Origin of the sequence: Bartonella sp. AU15XJBT (assembly GCF_028618615.1) — a bacterium.
Taxonomy (GTDB): Bacteria; Pseudomonadota; Alphaproteobacteria; order Rhizobiales; family Rhizobiaceae; genus Bartonella.
In genome coordinates this window covers 15,305-41,241 of sequence record NZ_JAQITG010000011.1, presented here as the reverse complement: position 1 = coordinate 41,241, position 25,937 = coordinate 15,305, and the positions used below count along the sequence as shown (strand labels likewise).

Here is a 25,937-nt window from a genome sequence, read left to right as displayed (position 1 = left end):
AAGTAAATCATAAATAATCAGCTAAGTGGTCTCCCTAAAGCAATCGGATTGTTTACAAACTAATGCGGGTAGGGATTTTCATTCTTTGAGGGGAATGTGAGGTCTCTTGTTCAGTGCAGTTAAACTGAATATTCAGGGGAGGACTTATTTGAGAGATTATGCCTTAAATTACAAAGGTTAGATGTAAATTGCTAAAAGAGAGATCAATTGGGTAATAAAGCAAGAGGGCACGCTTTAAAGAGCAGGGAAGAGATTATTTGAATTGATGGGTAACGCCGTGCGAAGTTGTTTTATCAAGCTCATAAGGTTAACTTTTCTTGAGAATATTTTTGTGAAACTAAGTCGTTTTTGTCAGAAAGATAAGAAAATACGTATCAGAAAAGGCTGCTCATGATATTTGGTTTCAAAAATAAAAACTGGCAACGTATGTTGCCAGTTTTTCAAAGCTGTAGCCGAATAAAATTAGAATGAACGCTGTAAACGGATCATACCTTGGAAAGCACTTTTTCCATTAAAGAAATGTTTTTCATTATCATTTGCATCCTTTATAAGGCGATCATCGTTCCAAGAAACATAGGTTAACTCAGGGGTAATCACAAGTCCTGGAACCAGCGTGTATGCAATATTGACAGACGTTGCAAAGGTTTTTACAGCACTATAAGAAATTTGAGCATTTAAATCTGCCTTTGGCGTGAGTTTGTAAGTAGCACCCGCCCAAGCAGCCCATTTACCGCCCCAGTTTGCGTAGATCGTTGTGCTTTTTCGTGATAACTCATCATCTGCGTTTATTGTGTAGTAATCAGAACCATTTTTATAGCCAGCCATTACCCATAGGTTGAAACGATCGTTAACATTGAAATCTGCACGTACTTTTCCAGCCCACTTTTTGTAGTAAGCATCATAGGCAGCAACGGCTGAAAAACCACCCCATTTTTGCATAAACTTTATACCCAAAACCACATTGGGGGTGTAATTCTTAATTGCTTTACTTGGACGAGTATCTTTCGTGATAGGAATAAGTTTTCCATCTTTTTCAATATAGTCTCCTTGCAAGTCTCTTTCCTCTGCTACGCCAGGAAGAGGATCTGTATTATTGCCGACTTCAACGCCGATAATAGCGGAAAAACCGGCATCACCATTAAAGGTGTAGGAAATAAAATTGGTGCGAGTTGTGCCGGCAGGCGCTATGCTGTCATCATTGAGAACATTTCCATAACCACCAGTCCAGCTGTTGAAAATGGTATCGTCAAGACCTACACGAAAACCACCCAATTCAATGTACGCGGCTGCAAGTCTTGCACCAGCGTTATCTTTACCATTACTCCAGTTTGAATAAATTCTTGCATATGAGCGAAGGGTTCCCATTTCTGTTTCAGAAGCGGCTTGAAAAACAAGGGTAAGCCGTGATGACGAGCCATAGGTCTTTCTTTTATTTTTTAGTTCAGCTTCGGTGGTTGCATCGATATTATCACCGCCGATAAAATCAGCACGAACATTTCCTGACAAACGCATGCAGGTTTCTGTTCCAGGGATATAGAAATATCCTTTTCCGTAGGCATCACAAACGCGAATATATTCTACAGGCTCAGGTTCAGCAACAACTGTTGAAGCAGCATGTGCTCCAGAAATTGCTAAAAAAGCTGCTGTAGAGCTTAAAAAGAGGGATTTAATATTCATATGGGATCTCCGAGGTCCGTTTAATCTTCTTCTAAAAAATATCACTTGCCTAATGCGTCAAAGACAAAGACATAAGTAAAATACGCGGTACTTATCATTCTAGCTATACTAATCCTTTTAGAGTTTCAAATATGAAATGAACTTTTTGTAATGTATCCATGTACTATTCGAGAAGATGTGGTAAAAAAGACACGGTTTTTGTTTTATTAACTTTTGGTTCCTATGCAGTCAATAAAGGAAAAAAATTTCAGATATTTGGGAAAAAAATCGAAAATGTCTTGAACTTTCTCTTGATACCCTTTATGCCTCTCCTTGGAGAGGTGGCCGAGTGGTCGAAGGCGCTCCCCTGCTAAGGGAGTAGGGCTCAAAAGGCTCTCGAGAGTTCGAATCTCTTCCTCTCCGCCATTATTCAATAAAATTAGTGCATTATATAAAAGTTCGGGAATTTTAAGTCCTTTGATTCTTTTAACTTGTTTTTCTATCTATCCTCTCTCAATTTTTTGCCGTTTTTTGATTAGCTTTTATTGCTAGATGCTTTCTATCCGTTGTTTTGGTGTAAAATGATGCTATTTCATCTTCAGTTCAGCCAAACAGTGCTTTTATCCGCAAAATCTTAGCGCTTACATTAGCAGCGCGTATTGATGCTCATTTTCTTAATCCTTGTTTCTTAATCTTTGTGTTGATTTTTTTATACCTGTTGCCTTCCATATTTCATGAAACAAGTGACAGAAACTTCTTTGTAATGTTGGAAATTAAAGCAAAACCAATAGGGGATGTTTCAAATGCAATCGGTTTTATGAAAATCGCTATGCCAGTTTATATTAATGGGCGTTTGTCCGGTTGTGAAAAAAATGTTGCAAGAAAGTCAAAGGGCTTATTTCAAAATTTTGAATGCTTTTGTTGATAAAGGAAGGCGAAGCTTTGTTGTTGCATTGATGTTTCATATTTTTAAACGAAGGATTGTTTACGGATTTTTATGAATATAGGAAGCTGCACGAACACTTATAAGAATAAGTAGGCGTAAAGTTAGATGTGTTAGGGATGTTGTTTCACAAAGTGTTTTATATCCCTATATTTTCCCAATCTATTGAAGGCATATTTGTTGTTTTATGACGTTGTTTGCTAAGCTTTTGCTTTTTCTATGGCGTGTCAATCAATATCGACTTCTAACACAGCAGTATATGTAAGCTAAATATTTAAGACGGTTTACTGCTTTAACCATTGTATCGGCTTTTGTAAGTCAAATAGGGGAGAAAATATTGTAACTTGTTAGAGAATGATTTCTAAAAATGGGAGGATTATTTCATTTAAAAAAAATATCAAAGCGAAAAAGATAGAAATCAGTTCCCATTTTATCATCACTCATCACCTTATGAATTCAGCTTTACAGCTTTCACAAATCTTTAGCAGTTGAGTCTGTTAAATAATGGAGATTATGGGGCTCATACTTTTGTCTATCCCGTTTGGGATTACGTCCTTAATGTAAAAAAGAATGTTCTAAACAGAATATACGCGTGTTGCCAATTTATGCGCTGGTTTTAAAGAAATATCTTTCAACACTCCCAAGCTTATTTTGCAATGGTGTTCGTGAATGGTATAAAATGCAAAAGCTCCTGTGAATAATATAAAGCTTACAGAGCACATCATTTTTATGCTTATGAAAAAGCAAGGCGGCATATTAAAGGCGGCATATTATATACTTGTTTCTATGTTGTAATAGCCCTTGACTATGAACGTTCATAAGAGGCTTCTTTCCTTTCTAAAGCGGTTTTACTCATATGGCTCTTTCCACTTATGGCGTGCAAGCAAATGATTTTGATCGATTCAAAATGAAACAGATTTTAAAAAATCTGACGATATTCGGGTTTTGTGAGTTATTATTATAAATTATTGCTTTATGGATACGTTGTCTGTTGAAAGCGAGATGTTTCAAGAGTCTAAAGAAGCCCAGATCTCTTTTAGGACAAAATCTTTGAGAAAAAAGATTTGCATGTGATAATTTTATCGTTTTTCTCTTATCAAGATTTTTGAGAGTGTTTCATCCATCTCATGATGACCAAACCACACATGAAAAAAGTAAGGGTTGGTAAGATGAGGTAATAAGAGGGTGGAACTTTTGCAGGAAGAAAAGAAATAATACTTAATACGGTAATTGAAAATATTCTTCCGCTAAAAGATACAGCACCGACAACACCGGAAATATGTTGTGTTTGTGTTTGGTTTAGTTCTGAGAAAAATAAGCTTTTTGCCCCTATGGGTACAGTGCAAATAAATCCATGGATTAAAGAGAAGGCAATGACGGAGGCAGCCGTTTGATTGTTATGGACTAAAAAATAGAGCGCTATGCACATCAGCGCAGAAAAGAAAGAGAAGTACTTTATAGAATTCTTATATTTTTTATCAAGAACATGATATTTCGACATCAGTAAATTTGAAAAATATTGCGCTGAAAAAGCTCCAATATGACAGCACATCAAAACGAACATTTGTGAACCGTTGAGGTGATCGATTTTTCCACCTGAAAGTATGATCGGTTGCCAGAAATGATAAATAATCTGAATACCCGCGCTAAAAAGACACATGAGGAAAATAAACCATGCTCCGCCTACAGTGTTTTGAAAGATCCAGAGTGTTTCCTTAGCATTTTGCAAGATTGTCTTTGTTTTGTGTGTTTCAATCACCGATTTCTTTTCTTCCGGAACAATAAGGAAGACCAAGAAAATAAATCCCATCATGAGGCATGAAATGATATATCCCATAAAATATTGCCCAGAGTAATAAATCGTTCCAATGCCTACAATTCCACTGAGAATACTTCCGAAAGAATTAACTTGGTGATAAAGATGCGCATAATGCGAAAAGTGATCGTGTTTATCGCCAAGAGAATGGTAAATCCATCCATCAATGGCGCTGACAATGATGCAAATGCCTGCTGCATAAAGAATTTCTGCAATAATAAGTGCTGTCATATTGGGGGCTTTAAGGCAGAGAAGATAAAACACTCCCGTCATAAAGACGCCAGCTATAACGGAATATTTACGCCGATATCTGTCCGCTAAAACAGCGCAAGGAAAATCAAGCAGCAGAATAGTTGTGGAAAAGACAACCTGAAGTAGCGCTAATTGCGCGAGACTAACCCCCATAGACATTAAAAAAATCGCATTGTAGACACCAATGAGCATGCGTACTGCATTATAAGCGCCATAGGTAAAAGCAAGGGTGCGTGGTCTGTTCATTGTGTTGTTCCATAGACTGTACAATGAGAATTTGCACTGAAGAGAACATTTTTCTGTGAAAAGGTAGCGGTTTCATATCCCCATTCAGAGATCCGTGGAAAGTTGTTTTTTATAACCACTCCAAAATTTAAAAGGCACCTTGGTCCATATGGGGACTCAAAGCGTATTAATGAGAGGGAATGATGCGACTTTAAAGTGGTTATGAAGATCAACATAAGCCTCATAAATGAGATCATCATTTTTTGAGAGAAATGGCTTGTGGGTTTGTTGCTTCCATAGCAACCATTTTGTCTAGATCTGTAAAATAAATCCAGGATGGTAAGATCATTGACACAATCAGAATTTATAGAGGTCTGTTTATTTTTTACACACCATTCACTGATCCATTCTCTTTGCTGATCCGGTGAAAGAGCAGAAATGATCCATAAATCGGTTTTGGGTAATTTTTTGCTCTCTTTTTTTATAATCATCAACATTTGTAATCCCCCCATTTCTCTCTGTCGGCTTCTCTGTATCAATTTACGTCTAAAAAGTTGTTTTGAGACCTCATCTTTACTTTATTTATTAAAAATTATCTTGCAAGGTTCGTTATTTTGATCACATCATTACGATTAAGAATTAAATTTCTGATATAAGAGGAGGGGGCATGATGCATCGTCACTCAATACATAAATCTCACTCTATCCTGAAATGACGATTTCCTTTTGCAAAACATATTTTGAATGGAAGTTCGATAAGTATTCCTTCGATCATAGCGCCCTAAAAGAGTGCTTATTGAAGATATTCTTTAGATATTACAGACAGGACAAGAAAATAGTTCAAAACAAAAAAATCAGATGTGCGATTAAAGTTTTCATCTAATGGTGAATTTTAAACTTTATCTATTATCTTTTTTGTGATCCCCTGCGCTGTAGAAAGATCAAATTTCCTCAATCTATGTCTCTAATTTATCTCATTGATCATAAACATTTTTTAGCTGCTCCAAAACGGCATTTTTTTTACGAATAATAATATATACTGTCTCTTAAATTATAACCTTGCTCATTATTTGTCCCCGCTGATTAAATCAATTTTTCTCTAAAAACGCCGCTTGAGAAAAATGCATCCTATCAGTTTAATATTCTATGATATTTTTAAGGAAGATAACATAAAATAGACTCTAAAAAATCAATAAATTTAAATTTTTGTAAAAAACACAATTTTTGCGGCTGCTGATAAAAAACAAATTTCTATTAAAAGTAACTTTTATATCATTCAATATCATTGATTGTTTTTATCCGTTTTTGTGTATGCCTCATTTCATGAGGAGGAGCATACTTATTAATCAAAATATTATTTTTGATTGTCTTTCAATAGTATATTAAATTCTTTTTAATTCACGTATAAAGTCATTAATTTTCTCCCATAAAGATGTAAAGCTAAACAGAAAAGTTTACAACTAATACATTGAATAAATTAATTTTTATAGCTTTATTCTGTCTGTAGAATGTTTCATTAGTGTATAATCTATCCCTTTTTATTTTTATCGTAGATTATCCTAAATGGATTGAATAAATTTCAAGACGAATCTTTTGATGAGAATTTAGGTATTTATTTTAAGGTATTTTGTACGAGAAAATAGAAAAATGTTTACAAAAAAAATTCTGTTGAGAGAAGGCTTATTGCTTATCATATTTTTGCACGCCTATCTTGTGTCTGCCTCATATGGCTATACGGGTGTGGAGAAATTATTCTGCTCTAAAGTGGTTAAGGAACGGGATGATGCTGTTCAGATGTTGGATTCAGTCGAGTTTGAAAAAGCTAATGCCGAACGGGGATGGAACGATACAATGAAGTTATTAGGGGTAGCGGTAGAGGATTTGGAGAGAATAGCTTTTGAACAGCAGGAACTCTATTTGTCATTGATGAAAAATATGCCAAACAACAAACAACTTAATTCTAAATATGAGATAACTCAAAAGCGAAACGCTGCAGTTTTTGAGCGGATCGGGACATTTTTTACGCTATTTGAACATGTTAAGAAAAGAACAGAAGCCTTTCGAGAGTTAGACAAAGCCAATAAGCTTAAAGATCAGTCTCAGTCATTACATATTTTAGAAGTAATTTCTAAACATCAGGGACATGTTGATGGACTCAATAAAGAACTTGAAAGGCTCAATCACGAAGTTGATCGTTTAAATAACAGGCTTCAAAATCTGAAGAAAATATCGCGATAAAGAAACAGAAAGTTGTTCATTGATGCAAACGGGGAGAAATGCATGAGATAATGAATAACGATTTCATTGAAAAAGGAGCGAACGGTGGGATTTGCAATCGTACTCATTATATCCGTTACGGTTATTATAGGGACTCTTTGTTTTTTGTGTAACAGGAACTGTGAAAGAGCGGAAAGAGAGAGATGGAAAAGAGATGAAAACGCGCGAGAAATACGCTTTGAAAATGAAGAATAAAATGAGACCAGTATGACAATACAAGAAACACAACCATTGCATGAGACACTTTAAAAACAAGATAATAAGATTTCGGAAGTTTCTTCAGCATCTGACAAAGAATCTAAAGTTTTAGCGTTTAAAGAAGCTATGGTGCTTTCATCGAAGGACTATAAGATAATCTTCTGCATATTTATTATCAGTTTGGCAGTGGACTCTGTTATCCAAACGTTAGATGAGGTTATTACCCAAATATTGGATGAGTCCCTTATCCAAGTATTGGATGGGGTCAGAGAGTTTGATATTCTTACTTTTATCTGTATCTTGAGCCTATTTATGTTGATCTTTTGTTGTATAGCTATTCCGATTATTTTAATTTTACACATACGATTGACGAAGAAATTGAAAAAAGCACTTCAGCAATTAGAAGACACTTTTCAGCAGCGAGATAAAGCTTTTGCAGCACAAAAATGGAGAGCAAAATAATGACTCTTATGATATTGTTTGTTTTCATAAGTACAATTATTAGTTGTCTTTTTCATATAGCAATCATTATGCTTGGTTATTCTTATACGAAGCGTTCGAAATTGTATAAAAAGGTCGTTGCAGAATTAGAAAAAGTAATTAAAGAACGAGATGCGGCAATCGAGGGGTTATTGGAGAAAGAACAATAAAAGCGGCATAATGCTTTGAATTTTTTATGGTACTCGTTTTAAAACATGGAGATGTGTCATACTGATGATTAAATAGATTGTTTCATGTTTTAGATAAAACAAAAAAAGAAGGTTCAAAAAACAGAACTTAGATGTGTGATTAAAAATTTTTTATGACGGATGAGAGTGTACTCTATATTTTTGCGTTTTTTTTGATTCATGGTGGTGTAAAAAATAAACTCTCCTCATATCATTAGGAATAAATTATTTTGAGTTTGCTACTAAAGAACATTTTTTACGCGTAAACATGTATGTGTATATATTTTTTAAATGTATTTCCGCTCTATTCTCTTCTGCTTTCTCATTGAATATTTTTTGAAAAGTGATTTCAGGGAAGAGAAATTTTCTTGTTCGTTATTGTCTCATATAATCCATTTTCTTTTAACTTTTATGGTGCAGCATTTTGTGCTGATTTTCCAATTTGATTGGATTTGAGATTTAATGCGTTGGGGTATTTTTTTGAATGATAAATAACAGAGCGTAAAAAAATTTTTCTCTCATAAATCATGATATTGATTATAAACTCTAATACATGAGCACATTGAAGGATTGTCTCTTTGTTGGGAGGAGCGAGATAATGATCATTAGACTTTATGATCGAGAGGCTTTTGTCTTGATTTAATAGGTTTTGTAAGGAAGTTAAATTTTTCCTTATGATTTGAGGGATAGTTTTTTCAACATTCAAAGTTCATTTTATTTTGAGGCTGAATGCCTATTGGGGGGCTGAATGATTGTCATGAGAGAGATTTTTTAAAATTTTGACTTTTTAAAAGTGGAGCCCCTTTGGGCATTAAGGATGGCAAAAAACATTTTGAAAAGAAGTGCTGATTCACAATAATTGAGCGGCATGTTGGAAAATCATATCTCCTTATGTTTATTTGCATAGCCCTCATATGAAAAAACGTGTGTAAAACAAAGAAGTTACTGTTGATATAAAGCTGAATGGTGCCCGGAAGAGGACTCGAACCTCCACGCCTTGCGGCACAGGTACCTGAAACCTGCGCGTCTACCAATTCCGCCATCTGGGCTTATAAAAATCATCTAAGCGTGTGAAGCAATTCTGTCAATAAAATTATAGAATTTATTTTCTCTGTTTAAAACGATTGAATTAAATTTGGGGGGGGGAGCGTCATGGTGTTAAAAGTTTAAGGTGTGATGATTGTCTTTGATGAAATGGTTGAATCGGGATTAAAGGTGTAAATAATAGGAATACCGGTCGCTAATTCTTGAGATATAATTTCTTCGCCGTTTAGACCTTCAAGCGCCATCATAAGAGCACGAAGAGAGTTTCCATGTGCTGCGATCAAAACAGTTTGAGAGCGCAAAATATGAGGTTGGATATGGTAAAGATAATAAGGCCAAATGCGTGCACCGGTATCGCGTAGGCTTTCTCCATTAGGCGGTGCAATCGTATAGGAACGGCGCCACATTTGCACTTGTTCTTCTCCCCATTGTTGGCGCACTTCATCTTTATTTAAACCAGAAAGATCACCATAATTACGTTCATTCAAGGCGGAAGTTTTGATCACTTCTAAATTTGATTGTCCCATTTGCTCTAAAATGTGCTGAGCCGTTTTTTGGGCACGCTGTAAGGCAGATGTATAAGCGATATCAAACTTCAAACCAGTTTCTTTCAGTTTTTTCCCTGCTGCTATCGCTTCCCCATGACCTTTTTCTGTTAAATCAGGGTCTTTCCAACCCGTGAAAAGGTTTTTGAGATTCCATTCGCTTTGTCCGTGACGGATGAGTACAAGTGTGCGTCCCATTATGAATTGCCTCTATTTTATTGGTTGTTTAGAATTAATCGTTTAATCCCAAGACATCAAGCATTGAATAAAGACCATTTTTATGATTTTTGGCCCACAAAGCTGCTTTTAATGCGCCATTGGCAAAGATGGAGCGTTCTTGCGCTGTGTGTGAAAGAACAATTCGCTCATGGGAGCCGGCAAAAATAACACTGTGTTCGCCAATAACCGTTCCACCCCGTGAACAAGAAAAGCCAATGGAGCCTTTTTCGCGTTTCCCTGTATGGCCATTACGTTCGTTGATGCGAACATCTTGTAGCATAACATTGCGACCTTCAGCCGCTGCTTGCCCGAGAAGAAGAGCTGTTCCAGAAGGGGCATCAACTTTGTTTGCGTGATGCATTTCATAAATTTCGATATCAAAATCATCGGCTTCTAATGCTTTGGCCGCTTTCTTTACAAGGTTGGCTAAAAGATTTATGCCAAGGCTCATATTTCCGGATTTGACAATTGTTGTATATTTCGCAAAATCTGCAATTTTTTCTTCTTCTGTTTTGCTAAAGCCTGTGGTGCCGATAATATGGACAAGGCTTTTTTGAGCAGCATAGTGAGCATAAAAAAGACTGGCTTGGGGTTGTGAAAAATCGACAATACCTTCTGTGTTTGAAAAGGCATTTTCAGGATCGTCTGTGATGCGAATTCCAAGAGAGTCTGAGCCAATTAATACACTGGCATCTTTTCCTATAAAAGGTGAGCCTTTGCGCACAAGAACAGCACAAAGCTCTACATCTTTCCTTTGCCGGATTGCTGTAATGAGTTCACGTCCCATTCTCCCATTTGCACCAACAACTGTAAGGCGCATTTTTATCTCCTTATAATACTTTACACCCCCGTAGTATAGGCAAATTCTTGCCTTCTTTCCAACCGTTCTTTTTCCTTTATAGAAAAAAATTTCTACTTTAATTTATCCTTTTATACTGTAAAGTTCTATCATTGAGGGTAAGTGATCGTAAGATTAAAAAATTTACAGAGAGATGTTTTTTGTTAAAGTGTGTGATGAATAGGGCGAGCCTTGTTTGTAATGCCTCATGGAGATTGCACATTGCTGTGACGCTTTTATCTCTCCCGTTCTTGAATAGGTCACGTTTCTTATGTGAGCCCTTCAAACAAAATACGCTTATGTTGCCAATTCACGCACTCATCTTAAAGAAATATGTTTCAATGCTCCTAAGCTCATTTCATGATAGTTCTTGCGGATGGTATAACGAGAAAATCTCCAATGAAGCATATAAAATCTATTCTGCAGCGCTATGCTTCATAAAAGCGCAAATTGGCACCATCATACACTTTGTCAGTCTTTGCAGCCTTTGCTTTGGTATTTGAAATGATTCATAGGGATTTTATTCTTTTCTTATACAATTTTTTCATACACCAATCCCGTTTATGACGTAGTAAGAAAAAGATTTTAATTGATTTAAGTGAGGAGGATTATGCGTGAAAAGTATTTGAATTCATGGTTCAATTTAAAAATTTATCATTTTTGAATCAATGTGTTATCTATGAATAAAAACACATAAAAGAAGTCAGAAACAGGAAAATGCTTGAAAAGTTGAATTGTTGATACACGAGCGCTGGTTGGATTCTTTATCTTTTAGGAAGGCCCGTTGAAAAAATTGTTATTTTTTAAAAACGCATGATAGAGTTTTTTTCTATTAAGGGTAAATAATTATGCATGTTATGAAATGCGTTTTTTCATATATCGGGAAGAATGGAGGATAACATGCGCTAAGTATGATTATTTTATTCGCTTAGCTTTCAATGGGGCTACAGCTCTTGTCTTTAAAAAGAGATTTTAAAACCCTTTGTTAAATATCTTTATCTCTATATTGATCTTTTTGTGATACGGCAAAAAAGATTTTTTAGGTGCATATATAAGAGGGCTTGAAATAAGAAATGATGATGGGGTCTTATTTTTGTTTGTAAGAGAAAGCTAGAAATCAAGATCAGCATAGTGAGCGCTGGCAACAATTCCACGGACACGATCTGTTAAAAGAGAACGAAAAGAAGGTCGTGATTTAATCCGCATATACCAGTCTTTGGCTGCAGGGGATTGTTCCCAGTCAATTTCCCCTAGAAAGTCAAGGACGGAAACAGCAGCAGCTGCTGCTAGGTCAGCATAGGACAAGGTAGAACCCACTAAGCTATCGCGAGAGGCACAAAGCCAATTGAGATAGTTCATATGGGGTGGAATATTGGCTCGTGCATTGCGTAAAATTTGTGAATTGGGCGCTCCACCGCCAATGGCAAGGGGCATTTCACGTTTATGGATTCGTTCTCGTACAATATGGCGCGTTGCTTCATTTTCAAATTTATTTAAAAACCAGTCATTGAGGCGGCGTACCTCCGCACGGTCTAAAGGATTTTCCGGAAAGAGTTTATTTTCTTGTCGTAAACTTCCATGGGTTTCATCTAAATATTCGCAGATAACAAAGGGACCGGATAATGGAACTTCGTGTTCATCAAGAAAAACAGGAACATGACCGGCGGGATTGAGCGCGAGAAATTCGTGTCTTCTAGCCCATTCATATTCTTCAATCAGTTGAGTGGCTACACCATATTCCCCAAGAATGAGGCGTATGAAGCGCGACGCAGTGGATAGGGGAGAGTGAAAAAGTGTCAGCATAATTTACACTATTAAATAGAGTTGATAAGAATTCTTTCAAGTCATCTTTTTTATAAAGATGCTTGACTAGAAGTACAAGATCATTAGCAGCGGCTAGCAATTATGCTTAATAAATTGTTAATAATATGAATGCGTTTTCTTATGCAATGGTTTGCAAAATGGCAGCACGTAATTCTTCCAAACCGTATGATTTTTCTGAAGAAGTTGCAAGGATCTCAGGATAAGCTGCTGGATGTTTGAGAAGTTTTGTTTGTGTGGTCATCATTAATTCTTCCAAAGCATTTGATTTGACTTTATCGCTTTTTGTCAAAACAATTTGGTAAGAAACAGCTGCTTTATCAAGGAGTGCAAGAACATCTTCATCATTATTTTTGATTCCGTGCCGTGAATCAATCAAGAGATATACACGTTTTAGTGTTGTGCGTCCCCGTAAATAGCTAAAAATCAAATTTGTCCAAGCATCAACCAGATTTTTAGGAGCAGCAGCGAAACCATAACCCGGCATATCTACGAATGCGAAAGGAGGAAGATCTCCTTGTTGCCCACTGAAGCCATCGGGGACAAAATAATTAAGCTCTTGAGTCCGTCCTGGTGTATTTGAGGTCCGTGCTAAGCCTTTTTGCTGGACAAGTGCGTTGATTAAAGATGATTTTCCAACATTGGAACGTCCTGCAAATGCAATTTCTGGTGGTCCTTCAGGGGGGAGAAAGCGTATTGCGGGAACACCACGAATAAAAACCCAATTGCGAGAAAAAATTCCAGAAAGGAAAGAATCTCTTGTCATTTCTGCTCTTCTTTTTTGGGTGATTTTCTCCACAAGACTTTTAAATTATCAAAAAGCTCAATTTTGGCTCCTTGGCGCTTCATCATGATACCTTGCTGAATGATCGACAATATATTGTTCCATGCCCAATAGATGACAAGACCAACAGGGAAAGAGGCAAGCATAAAAGTAAAGACGACTGGCATCCATGTGAAGATCATCGCTTGGGTTTGGTCTTGAGGAGCAGGATTCATACGCATTTGTAAAAACATTGTTATCCCCATAATCAAAGGCCATGCACCAATCATAAGAAATGCTGGTGTCGTGTATGGCAAGAGACCAAACAAGTTGAAAAGAGACGTCGGATCAGGGGCAGCTAAATCTTGAACCCAGCCAAAGAAAGGTGCATGGCGCATTTCAATGGTGATATAGAGAACTTTATAAAGTGCAAAGAATATTGGAAATTGAACCAACATTGGCCAACACCCTGCAAGGGGATTAATTTTTTCGGTTTTATACAGTTCTATGATTGCTTGTTGTTGTTTGTTTTTGTCATCGGGATATTTTTCTTTTATCTCTAGCAACCGCGGTTGTAGCAGCTTCATGCGCGCCATAGATTGATAAGACTTATTGGCGAGAGGGAAAAGAAGTGTTTTTAAGAGAACTGTGACAAGAAGGATGGCAATACCAAAATTTCCTGTTTGCTTATAAAGAATGTCAATGAGGGCAAACATGGGTTTTGTGATGAAATCAAACCAACCCCAATCAATTAAGAGAGCAAACTTGTTGATTTTTAGATCGTTTTGATAGTGATTAATGATTTCAACTTGTTTTGCACCAGCGAAAAGACGATTTGTAACGGTTTTTGTTTCATTAGGGGCAATCGTTAAAGGCGATCCTAGCAAGTCAGATTGATAATGGGTTTGTAAACGATCAAAATAAATAAAACGGCTTGTATATTCTTTATCTTGCGGAGGAATAACCGCTACAGCCCAATATTTATCGGTAATGCCAATCCAGCCTCCTGTCACTTTGGAAAAAGCCATGCTCTTTTGTCCATTAGCAGGATTTGGATCAAGCTCTGCTAGGGTTTTATATTTTTCAGTTTTGAGCGAATCCCCTGCAATACCGATCATCCCCTCATGAAGCAAATAGGTTGCATTTGTATGTTCTGGTGGTGCTGCACGGGCAACGCGGGCATAGGATGAGAGATATATTGGTTGATCACTTTCATTGCTGATAGAATCCTCAATGGTAAACATGTAATGATCATCAACAGAAAGGGTGCGGCGGAAGATTTGTCCTTGTCCATTATTATAAATCAAAGTGATGGGAGTTGTAGGGGTCAGGGTGGTATTGTTTCCCTCTATTTGCCATTGTGTATCGGATTGTGGCAAGGCTTTTGCTGGCAAAGATGCACTTGCAAAACCAAATTCAGCAAGGTAAGTCGTTTTGAATCCTTTCGGATTGAGCAAATCGATTTCCGGTGATTTTTTATCGACTGTTACACGATATTTCTTAAGGCGAAGATCATCAAATTGTGCACCAACAAGATTAATAGAGCCTTCCAGTTCATTGGTTTTGATCGCAACACGCTCTGTTTTGGCTAATACAGCTTTGCGAATTTCGGGAGTCATTGGCTGTTCGATGATCGATGTTGCTTGATGCGTTGCGGTATCGTCAGAAGAATTCACTGTGGCAGTAGAAAGGGCTGATTGTTGTTTTGACAATTGCTGTTGCTGCGTGATGATTTGTTGTTTTTGTAATTTTGCTTGTTTGGGAGCAACATGAAGAAATTGCCATGCGATGAGCACTAGGAAAGATAAGCCAATAGCGATAAAGAAATTGCGGTTATATTCCATTCGTACATCCTTGTTGTCGTTGCTGATGTTTTGTTTTTGGTTTTATTCGCCGATTTAATTCACTAATCAAAGATGTGAAAGGCGCATGTAACGCATCGCGATACGCTACAATAACATAGTCTGTTCCTGCTTCCATGTGGTTTGTTACACCAACGCGTACGGCTTCACGCAAGCGTCTTTTGATACGATTACGTTTCACAGCATTACCATTTTTACGGGTAACAGTGAAGCCCACACGCGCAACAAGAGAAGATTTTCTTTCTGTTGTTTGTTCACGAGATTTTACTTCGAGTAAAAATAAAGGCCCCCGTCGTTTTTCTCCTGTACGGACAGCCAAAAAGTCTGCTCTTTTGCGAATGCGGCAGGGATGTTTTTTCTTCATAAAAGAACATTTCGCAATTTCACTAAATGCTTGGCTGACCAAGCATTAGAAGTTCATAACAAAAGTTTCACAACGAAGAAATGATGAGCAATCCTCAACGGTTGTGAAAATTTAAAGGGTTAAGCAGAGAGTCGCTTACGTCCACGAGCACGTCTTGCAGCAATGACTTTACGTCCTCCAGCTGTAGCCATGCGTGCACGAAACCCATGGCGGCGTTTACGGACAAGTTTAGAGGGTTGGTACGTACGTTTCATTTATTTAAATACCGCGGAGTGCGGCCCTTCTTAGTTTTCGTTTCATCAGCAGTTATGCGCGAGATAAACAATTTTATCCTATCAGACGGCTGTTAACCCATAAGAAAAAATGTAAAAAAAGTCAATCTTAGATTGTTTTTCTTACGCTTGAAAAAATATAAAGCACTTTCATAACTGTTTGTGACACTTTTTTATGATACATTTGAAAATGTCAGAAAATAGCGATTGAGTCTACAGAAAATAAATGACGAGAGCGTTAAAGACTTAAAAAAGTGTGACAGATTATTGTATGCTCAATTTAAAAAATACTTTGATATTAAGAGTTTTTCTCAGTTTTGTGTTTTACAAAACCCTTATCAGAATATTCATTAAAGTGTTGGCACACAAACGTGTTTGATAAGCTTTTATAGCAGATTTTGTGCTTGAGTTTCTTTATTTAAGGGTGGTTTCGTGTTTTTAAAAAGAGATAAAATATAAGTCATTTATACTTTATAATCCTTAAGTAAAGTAGAGATTTTAGGGTGATGAACCTGTCAGTATTTTTCGTTCTTATGCTTGTATTTGTTGGTATTTTATAGAGAGGAAAGAGCGTGGATCCTATCACAAGTGAGACTGTCCGCAACGTATTACGTAAAATCAAAGGACCAGATCTTGAAAGCGATATTGTATCGTTGGGGCTTCTTTCAGAAATATTAATTGCTGATGGCAAGGTTTTCTTTTCCATTACAGTTCCTGATGGACGTGTGCAAGAATGGGAATCATTGCGCCGTTCTGCTGAAGAGTTGGTATGTGCTTTGGAGGGCGTGGAATCTGTTGTCGTCACGCTTACAGCAGAAAAAACAACAAAGGGAGCACCTAGACGCAGAGCAAATCTCTTGCCTGTAAAAATGCCTATAGAAGGTGTGCGCCATGTCATTGCTGTTGCTTCTGGAAAAGGAGGGGTGGGAAAATCGACGATGGCGATCAATATCGCCTTAGCTTTACAAGATGCAGGTTTCAAAACAGGGGTGATGGATGCAGATATCTATGGTCCGTCTTTGCCACGTTTGACAGGACTTGTTAACCAAAAACCACAACTAATGGGCGGAAAAAAGATTCAACCTCTTGAAAAATTCGATCTTAAATTGATGTCGATGGGATTTTTGGTGGAGGAAGAAAAGCCGGTGGTATGGCGTGGTCCTATGGTGATGGCCGCTGTAACGCAATTGTTACGAGATGTTGTATGGGGGCCTTTGGACGTTTTAGTCGTGGATATGCCGCCGGGTACAGGGGATGCACAATTGACGCTTGCGCAACAAGTACGATTAACGGGGGCGTTGGTTGTTTCTACGCCTCAGGATCTTGCTTTAATTGATGCACGTAAAGCGATAGAAATGTTCATGAAAGTCAATGTTCCTATTTTAGGACTGATTGAGAATATGAGTTATTTTATCGCTCCTGATACAGGAAAACGCTACGATATTTTTGGCCATGGTGGGGCGCGGGGTGAAGCAGAACGTCGAGAGGTCCCGTTCTTAGCAGAAATACCACTTGATGCAGCCTTACGATTTTCTTCCGATGAGGGGAACCCTATTTTTGTTGCTCAGCCTGATGGCGAACATGCGCAACTGTATCGTACAATTGTTGATCAAATAAAAAATAAACTCTTTTGAACATATGTTTGTTTAAGAGAGTTTGCTAAAATACACTTATGAAAGATATAAAAATAGTTGCCCTTTTGTAAGGGAAAATGAATTTTAATCCGGAGAAAATAATTTTTTATCATCATCTTTTCATTCGGTCTTTCTACGTTCAAAAGCATCGAAAAAAAGATCTTTAAAAAAGTGGAGATGATGCATTCTCTCATGTTTTCATTGTCCGCGGTTTTTATCGGGATAAGCTTTTTATGCAACAACAAAATTCTCAAGAATATATTTATGTTTATTATGCAAGTGCTTGTTTGAAAAGAGAATATTTCTTAATGTGTTTCATTCATTTCACGAGAGTGCTTGTGAATGATAGAACGTAAAAAATTCTGTGAACTGTAGAGATCCCATAGCATTTCTCCTTAAATAAAAAGAGAGAAGTCATATCCATTATGTTCTTTGCATCCTTAAAGTTTTCCTCTATTTTTGCATAAAGTTGGCAAGTTTATTTACGTTCTTTTTAAACGATTTTATCGAAATGTTGCTTCCTTTTTTAAGAGACAAACAAACATTTTTTATTTTATGACAAGAGAACGTACAATGGGAAAAGATTTTGTCACTATTCTCATTTCAAATATTAAAGTATTAAAGGACGAATTTTCTTCTTATAAGTGATTTTGTGCTCTAAAAATATCTTGAGGATTAATTAAAAGTTTTATTTTTATTGATGTAAATTAAAGGAATAGGTAGTTAAAAAATCTGTTTTTCCTACTCTTGAAAGACCTATCGCAGACAATTTTATTAATTCATGTTCACAAAGAGCCCAATCAATAGATCCATAATTCTCATATTTGAGATGAGAAAAAGGTTGGTTAAGTCTTTTTAGAAGCATTCATTTTTTGTAAAGTCGCCTCAAGAGCCGTTGTTAGAGCACTTTTCCCCCCTTGATGAGAAAAATAATTTGACAAAAATTCATTTGTTCCCCCCTTTGTCGAAAACTCTTTTTCAAGCAGTGCAAAATTAAGAGAGCTAGAATGATCCGTTGCTATAATTTTACGCATTTCATCTGTAAGATTTCCAAACATCATGGCAAGGAACTCTGCTGATTGTTGTTTGTTTAACCCTTGTGTTATAAACCATTGATGGGCTGTTTCTATAAAATTAAAATATACGCCCATAAGAGAACCCGCTGTCATAAAAAGATTAAACTGCTCTTCTTTATCGAGCACCAATGTGCCCCCCAATGCATCAAATAAAGTGCGTAAAAAGGGATGATCGGGATAAATGGGTGTTAAATTTTTGCACTCTGCGACAAAAGGTAACGGAACAGCACGATAAACTTTATGGTTGATCCACGCTTCCACTTCTGCGGTTTTTGCCATAGCAAGAACGGAGATAACCAGCTGTTCTGGATGAAAATGAAGGGAGCGCAAAACGCCTTCTGCAATTTGATTGGGTAAACAAAGAAAAACACAATCACTCATATCAAGTAATGCTTGGTTATTTTCAGCAATCATCACCTTATCATAAGTGCGTGAAAGACGCTCTGCTGTCTGTGCATTGCGCGGTGAAACAATCATGGAGGAAACATTAAAGGCGCTTCTCATGAGGCCATCCACCATGGAAGCGCTGATTGTGCCTGTTCCCAAAAAGCCAAGTTTCATTTTTATTTCTCAATTTTATATTTTAAAAGGAATCTCAATCAACATTTCAGGTGTTTTAACTCACATAAATGCTAATTGAGGAAGCAACACAGAGCATTGCAAGAATAATCAAGCCCAAATAGATTTTTGGTTTGTCAAATAGAACGGCAAAAGCAGAAAACCAACCAACAACAGCTGCGGCTAATGCAAATAAAAAACCTGGTTTATTCATCAGTACAATATGCATTGCCATTAAACCACCAATAATCAGCGCTCCAAAAACAATGAGCAAACCTGTTGCAAACTTTTCATAATCATCCATATTTTGCTCCTTATAGCGCTTAAATTGTTATAGACTTTTTAACGCATATACACATAAAGGCGAAATGTTTTTTATTGAGCATGGTTAAAACGGGGACTCCTCTTATCGATCAGATGTAAAAAATGCGGGGATATGCTTTGGCCAACGCCAAGGTAAAATTGCAATCAAATCAAAGCGTACAGACAAAAGGGCATAATCTTTTTGCCGTGCGAGCCAAATATCAGCTGCTGCCTCAATTCGCTTTTCATTCATTCGGGAAACCGCTTCCATTGCTTCCATCAACGTTGAACGTGCTTTGACTTCAACAATTAATACTAAATTTCCACGTCGTGCAATTAAATCAATTTCCCCACACTTTGTTTTAAAACGCATTTCAGCTATGTGAAATCCTTTGAAACGCAGCCACCAAGCAGCCAATTTTTCTGCACGAACCCCTCGATAAAAAGACTTTTTTCTCTGTTTTTTTGGTATCGTCTTATGCATTATTTTACGTATTTTTTAAAGAAATTAATCGCTGGAAAAGTTCCTGCTTTTTCAAACCGGTCTTTTTTGCAACCAAAGCTGCTGTTTGAGCAGCAGAATGTGTCCGAGCGCCTTCTAATAACATTTCATCAACTTCTTGATCACTGATTACATTTAAGCAAGAAGATGATGATTCTCCAACAAGCACAACAATTTCTCCTCGAATCTGTGTCTGTTTTCTATAGTTTTCCAACAAACTTCCCAAATTAGAAACATCTACGGTTTCAAATTTTTTTGTTAATTCACGACAAATGGCGGCCGGTCGATCTGCCGAAAAAAAAGTGACCATATCCTGTAAAGTTTCAACAAGACGATGTGGTGATTCATAAAAAATCAAAGTTGCTGGAATCTCTTTTAATTGTTCTAATCGTTTTTGACGCTGCGCTTTGCGTGCACTTAAAAAACCTGCAAAGAAAAAGCTATCGGTCGGAAGCCCTGTTGGTATCAGAGCTGCTAAAAGAGCTGATGCTCCAGGGATCGGAATAATTTTATGACCCGCCTTACGGGCTTCTTCGACTAATCGAAATCCAGGGTCAGAAATAAGCGGTGTTCCCGCATCTGAAACAAGCGCTACCGTTTTGTTTTCTGCTAAAGCCGCTAAGAGCTTTGGACCTGCTTTTTGCGCATTATATTCATGATAGAGAAAAGTTTTTTTTCGAATACTGTAACGTTCCAACAAAACACGTGTTACTCGCGTATCCTCACACGCTAAAATATCAACGCCTGCCAACACTTGCAAAGCACGAAGCGTAATATCTGCAAGATTCCCGATGGGTGTTGCCACAAGATAAAGCCCTGGCTCTATGAGGGGGGCTGAATAAGCATGCGCACCTATAAAATATGCGTTCTCACACATGCCTTTTTCTCTTCATTAAATTCCCTTGCCCCCAAGATCTTATCAAAATTTTATCCATACTCATAAGCTATTTTTTCTTAATTTTTATCAGGACATTTTTATCATGACAACGGCTTATTTACTCGGGTTGATTTGCTTAAATCGTTGGTTACTTTACAATAGGATAACTTTTTATATCGTGAAAGAGCCTATGTATGAAGGTGATTGATAGATTTCTCATCTGAAAAAATATTTTTATCGATTGTGTTTTGTATATTGCAATTTTAGCAGAACAAACAATGATGAGGTCGAGGTTACATATTGGGATAGAAGGGGCCCTCGTTGCCTTGCGGACAGATCCAAGTGATGTTTTGGTTAGGATCTTTAATGTCGCACGTTTTACAATGTATGCAATTTGAAGCGTTGATCATATAAGTGAGATGATCCTTATGCTCTAGCCATTCGTAGACAGCGGCGGGGCAATAGCGTGTGGAAGGTCCTCCATAGACGGCATATTCGGAGTCCTTTTGTTTTTCCAACGAGGCTATTTTTAAATGACAAGGTTGATTTTCTTCATGGTGCGTATTGGAAAGGGCAACACTTGTAAGGCGGTCAAAAGTTATAATACCATCGGGCTTTGGGTAAGCAATGGGGTAAAATTTTTCTGCTGGTTCAAGACAGGCATAATCTTCCTTGCCATGGGAGAGTGTTTTAAATAAGGAAAATCCAAACAGTTGTTGCCACCACATATCAAAACCGGCAAGTTTAATTCCATATTTTGTCCCATATTTTGCCCATAGCGGTTTGGCATTTCGCACTTTATAAAGATCTTTGCCGATGGGTCCTTTTCGCCATTGTTCTTCGATTTCTTTGACTTCATCATGAGTACGACCTTGTGCAAGAGCGGTAGCAATTTTATCGGCGGCTAATATGCCTGATAAGATGGCATTGTGTGATCCTTTGATACGAGGAACATTGACAAAGCCAGCAGAGCAGCCAATAAGCACTCCACCAGGAAAGGTGAGCTTTGGTACAGATTGCCACCCTCCTTCACTGATAACACGGGCACCATAGGAAAGACGCTTTGCACCTTTGAAGATTTCATAAAGTTTTGGATGGGTTTTAAAACGTTGAAATTCTTCAAAAGGAGAAAGATAAGGATTTTTGTAATCTAAGTGTACAACAAAACCGACAGAAATGACATTGTTTTCTTGATGATAAAGAAAACCACCACCGCCGGTATTATTGTCTAAGGGCCAACCGGCAAAATGTTGCACTAAACCGCGTTGGTGTTTTTGTGGTTCAATTTCCCAGAGTTCTTTAAGACCTAGGCCAAATTTTTGGGGTTCACGATTTTTACTAAGGTTGAAAGTTTGTATCAGTTGTTTTGCAATTGAGCCGCGTGCTCCTTCCGCAATCAGAGTATATTTTGCCAATAATGCTATACCAGGTATATAATTTTTTCCAGGGGTTCCATCTTTGTTAAGTCCCATATCACTGGTGAGAACACCAATGATGGCTCCATTCTCATTCTGGATGGGTTCTGTTGCGGCAAAACCGGGATAAATTTCAACACCGAGCGCCGCGGCTTTTTTGCTTAGCCAGCGGCAAACGCTTCCAAGTGAAACGATATAACACCCGTCATTAGATAAGATTTTGGGGTGCAAGATATTGGGCAACCGTGTTGCTTTGTGAGGCTTTAGAAAAAAAAACTGGTCACGGGTAACAGGGGTTTTAAAGGGGTGGTCGTGGTCACTTCTCCATTCCGGTAAGAGTGTATCGATACCGATGGGGTCAACAACGGCGCCAGAGAGAATATGAGCCCCAACTTCGGTTCCTTTTTCAACAATTGTGACAGAAAGATCGGGATTAATTTGTTTTAGACGAATGGCAGCAGAAAGTCCTGCGGGTCCTGCTCCAACAATGACGATGTCAAACGCCATACTTTCACGCTGATCATGCAGAGCTGCTTTCATGGCTTATAAAGCTTTCTCCAATTCTGGAATAATTTGATGGAGATCACCGACAAGGGCGTAATCGGCAATTTGCATGATGGGTGCTTCTTCATCTTTATTAATGGCAACAATAATTTGAGAATCCATTATACCGGCTAAATGTTGGATTGCACCGGAAATGCCAACGGCGATATAGAGTTTAGGGGCAACGACTTTTCCTGTTTGTCCAATTTGCCAATCATTGGGCGCATAGCCTGCGTCAACTGCTGCGCGGCTAGCCCCTAAAGCCGCATTTAATTTGTTTGCAAGAGGAAGAAGAAGGGCCATAAATTGTTCTTGTGAACCAAGACCACGCCCGCCTGATATAATAACACGTGCAGAAGTGAGATCAGGGTGATCACTTGTGTTGGTTTCTGCTTTTACGAAAGAAGAAAGATTGGGGTTGGGCGCTGGTGTTATTGTTTTAATGGGCGCAGAATTATTTTGGGAAGGCGTTGGTGTGAAAGAAGCTGTGCGAACGGTTATAATCTTTTTGGTGTCATTGCTGCGGACAGTTTCAAGGGCATTGCCTGCATAAATGGGTCGTTTAAAGGTATCGGGAGAAAGAACGGCGGTAATATCTGAAATTTGCATAAGATCAAGAAGAGCCGCTACGCGCGGCATTACATTTTTTCCAGTGCTGCTGGATGGGGCCATGATCACATCATAATCATTTGCGAGTGAGATGATTGTATCGGCGATAGGTTCTGCGAGTTGATGGGCTAAATAGTCTGCCTCAGCAATAAGAACTTGCCGCACACCATTAAGTTTAGCACTCTTTTCTGCTATCGTTTGAATGTCTTCTCCGCAAACCAAAATATCGATATCGCTCTTGAGTGCGTGTGCTGCGGTGAGCGCTTTTGCGGTTTCTTCTGTCTGATGTTCGGCTAATAAAAGAATTGCCATAAATTTTTACCCTTTGATATGCGTATTGCTTTTACTCTAGTACTCTAGTACTCTAGAGAATATTAAATGCAGTTTTTTTGTTTTAGTGCACCGACAAGCTCTGCTACATTAGCAACTTTAATTCCAGATTGACGGGGGGTGGGCTCTTCAACACTTAAAATTGTGAGCCGTGCTTTCGTATCAATACCAAGATCAGCTAGAGCTTTTTGTTCAATAATTTTCTTTTTTGCTTTCATAATATTGGGTAGAGAAGTATAACGCGGTTCATTGAGCCGGAGATCGGCAGTCATAACCATGGGAAGGGGAAGACGAAGGGTTTGTGTTCCATTATCGACCTCACGGGTAACTGTAGCATGTCCATTTTCTATGTTAAGATGTGAGGCAAAAGTTGCCTGCCCCCAACCAAGAAGAGCGGCGAGCATTTGTCCTGTTTGATTATTATCGTCATCAATCGCTTGTTTTCCTAAAAAGACCATATCGGGTTTTTCTTCATCAACAATGGCTTTGATAACCTTAGCGATGCTTAAGGGTTCAAGTGTTTGATCCGTTGTAACAAGAAGAGCGCGATCAGCTCCCATGGCAAGCCCTGTTCGTAAAGTTTCTTGAGCGGCTTCTGGTCCAATCGAAACAAGAACAACTTCTGAAATTTTACCAGATTCTTTCTGACGAATTGCCTCTTCAACGGCTATCTCGTCAAAAGGATTCATAGACATTTTTACGTGAGACAGATCAACGCCTGTGCTATCGGGCTTGACGCGTATCTTGATGTTATAATCAACAACACGTTTGACAGCGACAATTATCTTCATGATGATCCTCTTTGTTTGTATGGTCACAAGTTTATAGCAATACGCATAAGAAACCAAATTGTTTAGAATGAAGTCTTATTTATAACTTGTGTTTTCTTTCATATAAGCTTTTTTCATGTTTACTTGTACTTTCTTGTCGTCATTTTCAATCTTCATCTCTTCGTTCATTGCCATAATTGCCTTATTTGCTTGAATAAAAAGTAAAAAAATCAATCTGTCTTATGAGAATATTCTTTATTTCGTTTCATATGCTCTGTTTATGATGGCGCAAGAGGGGCTTTATGCACTGAAAAATTAAGTAAAAAAAATAAAAATGGGGCAAATATTTTAGATGAATAGTAGGAGAATATTTCTAACAAGAAAGTTTTTGGGCGTTCTTAAAGCTCTATTTACTAAAATAGAGTACACTTTCTTATCATTTCTTACGATTCTTTTCAAAAAGGTTAATGAGGGGTAGGCGTTTGTGAATACGAAGGGTCATACGATCGACCAGGCAACCAATCAGGTTCGGGGTGATCAATTTTCTTCTTTTATTGAGCAAAAGGAGAGAATAGAGGCGCCTGTGGAAGTAACAATGTCAGACATTGCTCAAAATTTACGCACTGTTTATGCTCAAATGAAAATGAAGCATTTGCCCCATTCTTTGAATCAGCAGGGGGGGGGCGAAGAGCATTTTAAATCTTATTTAGATGATATTAGTCGGGCCATTTTGGCTGAACATTATATCCGTCGTCAAAGGGAAAAAAGGCTTTTTGAGTCTTTAGAGCAGATTAAAACACTTGTTCAAAGTTTGCAGAGTGAGAAAAAAAACTTAAAAGAAGCAGAGGCAACACGACGAGTGTCTCATTCAAAATTATCTGATTCCGTTGTGCAAAAACTTGCTCATATGGAATGTGAGGGAAATCAAGAACGCTTATTCCTTCAAAAGGTGCAAAATTTTTCAAGACAAAACAGTATAACGCCACTCCAAACAAATGTTGAAATTGCGTTGCAGCAAGAAAATAAAAGCTCTTTGCCCAGTGATACACTTTTGCCCAGTGATACACTTTTGCCCAAGGATACACTTTTGCCAAGTGATGATGCTTTGAAGTCTTCTTTTCAAAAGACTGAAGGAGCAGTGGAGTGTCCTGTGGTAGAAGAAAAGGGGATGGGGGGAACAGCTTCTCACCATTGTCCAGTATCTCATCATTGCATTGAGGATGATTTTTCTCCTGCTTTAAAGGCACAGTCTCAAAGACATGCCTCGTTTTTATCTTATTTTGTAAAAAGAAGTCTTCTTTGTTTTTTAACCGTTGCATTTATGGTCGCGATAACGTTATGTTTTTATAGCTTTTTAAAAGGAGCGCGTTTTTTTTAAGTTTTTATGATGTGGATGTTGATAGATGTGAAATGTCTTGCGCATTCGTCATTGTGCGAAAGCGGTAGCAATTAAAATCGTCCTTTAAAATACGCAACAGAGATTATTGGACAAAGAGGATAAGTTGGAGAAAGATTCTCCAATTGTTTAAAAGCCTCAAATTATCTTAAAGGTTTTGTC

At 37.7% G+C, this 25,937-nt stretch carries 20 protein-coding genes and 2 tRNA genes; 5 read left to right on the top strand and 17 right to left on the bottom strand.

Going from position 1 to position 25,937, the window contains the following annotated elements:
- Positions 1-462 precede the first annotated feature (462 nt).
- Entirely contained in the window at positions 463-1,677 is a 1,215-nt protein-coding gene (locus tag PVV57_RS06340) for a porin (protein ID WP_273783676.1), read from the bottom strand.
- A 314-nt stretch (positions 1,678-1,991) separates the two neighbouring features.
- On the opposite strand from PVV57_RS06340, the gene PVV57_RS06335 reads away from it, so the two are divergent.
- A tRNA-Ser gene (locus PVV57_RS06335) sits at positions 1,992-2,082 on the top strand.
- Between the two features lie 1,613 nt (positions 2,083-3,695).
- Here the strand turns inward: PVV57_RS06335 and PVV57_RS06330 are convergent.
- Positions 3,696-4,913 carry an MFS transporter gene (locus tag PVV57_RS06330; protein WP_273718873.1) on the bottom strand — a complete coding sequence of 406 codons (1,218 nt, stop codon included), beginning with the start codon at positions 4,911-4,913 and terminating at the stop codon, positions 3,696-3,698.
- A gap of 1,625 nt (positions 4,914-6,538) precedes the next feature.
- Here PVV57_RS06330 and PVV57_RS06325 point away from each other — a divergent pair.
- Positions 6,539-7,129 (top strand): hypothetical protein, encoded by a 591-nt coding sequence (locus PVV57_RS06325; protein ID WP_273718872.1) that lies wholly within the window; start codon positions 6,539-6,541, stop codon positions 7,127-7,129.
- Positions 7,130-7,827: 698 nt separating this feature from the next.
- Positions 7,828-8,016 (top strand): hypothetical protein, encoded by a 189-nt coding sequence (locus PVV57_RS06320; protein WP_273718871.1) that lies wholly within the window; start codon positions 7,828-7,830, stop codon positions 8,014-8,016.
- 982 nt (positions 8,017-8,998) lie between these two features.
- Here the strand turns inward: PVV57_RS06320 and PVV57_RS06315 are convergent.
- The 8 genes from PVV57_RS06315 to rpmH all read right to left on the bottom strand — a co-directional run bounded on the left by PVV57_RS06315 (position 8,999) and on the right by rpmH (position 15,744).
- Positions 8,999-9,083 (bottom strand) — tRNA-Leu (locus PVV57_RS06315).
- A gap of 117 nt (positions 9,084-9,200) precedes the next feature.
- Positions 9,201-9,821 (bottom strand): 2,3-bisphosphoglycerate-dependent phosphoglycerate mutase, encoded by a 621-nt coding sequence (locus tag PVV57_RS06310; protein WP_273718870.1) that lies wholly within the window; start codon positions 9,819-9,821, stop codon positions 9,201-9,203.
- A 34-nt stretch (positions 9,822-9,855) separates the two neighbouring features.
- Positions 9,856-10,662: a 4-hydroxy-tetrahydrodipicolinate reductase gene (dapB, locus tag PVV57_RS06305; protein ID WP_273718869.1), complete on the bottom strand. Its 807-nt coding sequence runs from the start codon at positions 10,660-10,662 to the stop codon at positions 9,856-9,858.
- 1,128 nt (positions 10,663-11,790) lie between these two features.
- Positions 11,791-12,483 carry a glutathione S-transferase family protein gene (locus tag PVV57_RS06300; RefSeq protein WP_100129369.1) on the bottom strand — a complete coding sequence of 231 codons (693 nt, stop codon included), beginning with the start codon at positions 12,481-12,483 and terminating at the stop codon, positions 11,791-11,793.
- 139 nt (positions 12,484-12,622) lie between these two features.
- Positions 12,623-13,267, bottom strand: a complete 645-nt coding sequence (gene yihA / locus PVV57_RS06295; protein ID WP_273718868.1) for a ribosome biogenesis GTP-binding protein YihA/YsxC — start codon at positions 13,265-13,267, stop codon at positions 12,623-12,625.
- Entirely contained in the window at positions 13,264-15,108 is a 1,845-nt protein-coding gene (yidC, locus tag PVV57_RS06290; RefSeq protein WP_273783675.1) for a membrane protein insertase YidC, read from the bottom strand. The genes yihA and yidC overlap by 4 nt, the downstream gene beginning before the upstream one ends.
- Positions 15,098-15,490 carry a ribonuclease P protein component gene (rnpA, locus tag PVV57_RS06285; protein WP_273718866.1) on the bottom strand — a complete coding sequence of 131 codons (393 nt, stop codon included), beginning with the start codon at positions 15,488-15,490 and terminating at the stop codon, positions 15,098-15,100. The genes yidC and rnpA overlap by 11 nt, the downstream gene beginning before the upstream one ends.
- Positions 15,491-15,609: 119 nt before the next feature.
- The gene (rpmH, locus tag PVV57_RS06280; RefSeq protein ID WP_005864709.1) at positions 15,610-15,744 is read right to left on the bottom strand and encodes a 50S ribosomal protein L34; all 135 of its coding nucleotides are present in this window, start codon (positions 15,742-15,744) and stop codon (positions 15,610-15,612) included.
- A gap of 590 nt (positions 15,745-16,334) precedes the next feature.
- Here rpmH and PVV57_RS06275 point away from each other — a divergent pair.
- Positions 16,335-17,396, top strand: a complete 1,062-nt coding sequence (locus tag PVV57_RS06275; RefSeq protein ID WP_273718865.1) for an Mrp/NBP35 family ATP-binding protein — start codon at positions 16,335-16,337, stop codon at positions 17,394-17,396.
- Between the two features lie 845 nt (positions 17,397-18,241).
- On the opposite strand, the gene PVV57_RS06270 is transcribed toward PVV57_RS06275, so the two are convergent.
- The 7 genes from PVV57_RS06270 to PVV57_RS06240 all read right to left on the bottom strand — a co-directional run bounded on the left by PVV57_RS06270 (position 18,242) and on the right by PVV57_RS06240 (position 24,400).
- Positions 18,242-19,033 (bottom strand): pyrroline-5-carboxylate reductase, encoded by a 792-nt coding sequence (locus PVV57_RS06270; RefSeq protein ID WP_273718864.1) that lies wholly within the window; start codon positions 19,031-19,033, stop codon positions 18,242-18,244.
- Positions 19,034-19,088: 55 nt separating this feature from the next.
- Positions 19,089-19,334 carry a hypothetical protein gene (locus tag PVV57_RS06265; RefSeq protein WP_144753644.1) on the bottom strand — a complete coding sequence of 82 codons (246 nt, stop codon included), beginning with the start codon at positions 19,332-19,334 and terminating at the stop codon, positions 19,089-19,091.
- Positions 19,335-19,436: 102 nt separating this feature from the next.
- Complete coding sequence (locus PVV57_RS06260) at positions 19,437-19,817, bottom strand: YraN family protein (RefSeq protein WP_275064839.1); 381 nt, start codon at positions 19,815-19,817, stop codon at positions 19,437-19,439.
- A 4-nt stretch (positions 19,818-19,821) separates the two neighbouring features.
- A complete protein-coding gene (gene rsmI / locus PVV57_RS06255; RefSeq protein WP_273718863.1) occupies positions 19,822-20,712 on the bottom strand; it encodes a 16S rRNA (cytidine(1402)-2'-O)-methyltransferase in 891 nt (296 codons plus the stop codon).
- A 293-nt stretch (positions 20,713-21,005) separates the two neighbouring features.
- On the bottom strand, positions 21,006-22,667 hold the full coding sequence (locus PVV57_RS06250) for an electron transfer flavoprotein-ubiquinone oxidoreductase (RefSeq protein ID WP_273783674.1): 1,662 nt from the start codon (positions 22,665-22,667) through the stop codon (positions 21,006-21,008).
- 3 nt (positions 22,668-22,670) lie between these two features.
- Positions 22,671-23,591, bottom strand: a complete 921-nt coding sequence (locus PVV57_RS06245) for an electron transfer flavoprotein subunit alpha/FixB family protein (protein WP_273718861.1) — start codon at positions 23,589-23,591, stop codon at positions 22,671-22,673.
- A 62-nt stretch (positions 23,592-23,653) separates the two neighbouring features.
- Positions 23,654-24,400, bottom strand: coding sequence for an electron transfer flavoprotein subunit beta/FixA family protein (locus PVV57_RS06240; RefSeq protein ID WP_273718860.1), 747 nt, complete (start codon positions 24,398-24,400; stop codon positions 23,654-23,656).
- A gap of 463 nt (positions 24,401-24,863) precedes the next feature.
- Between PVV57_RS06240 and PVV57_RS06235 the strand changes: the two genes are divergently transcribed.
- Positions 24,864-25,757, top strand: a complete 894-nt coding sequence (locus PVV57_RS06235; protein ID WP_273783672.1) for a hypothetical protein — start codon at positions 24,864-24,866, stop codon at positions 25,755-25,757.
- Positions 25,758-25,937: the final 180 nt, after the last annotated feature.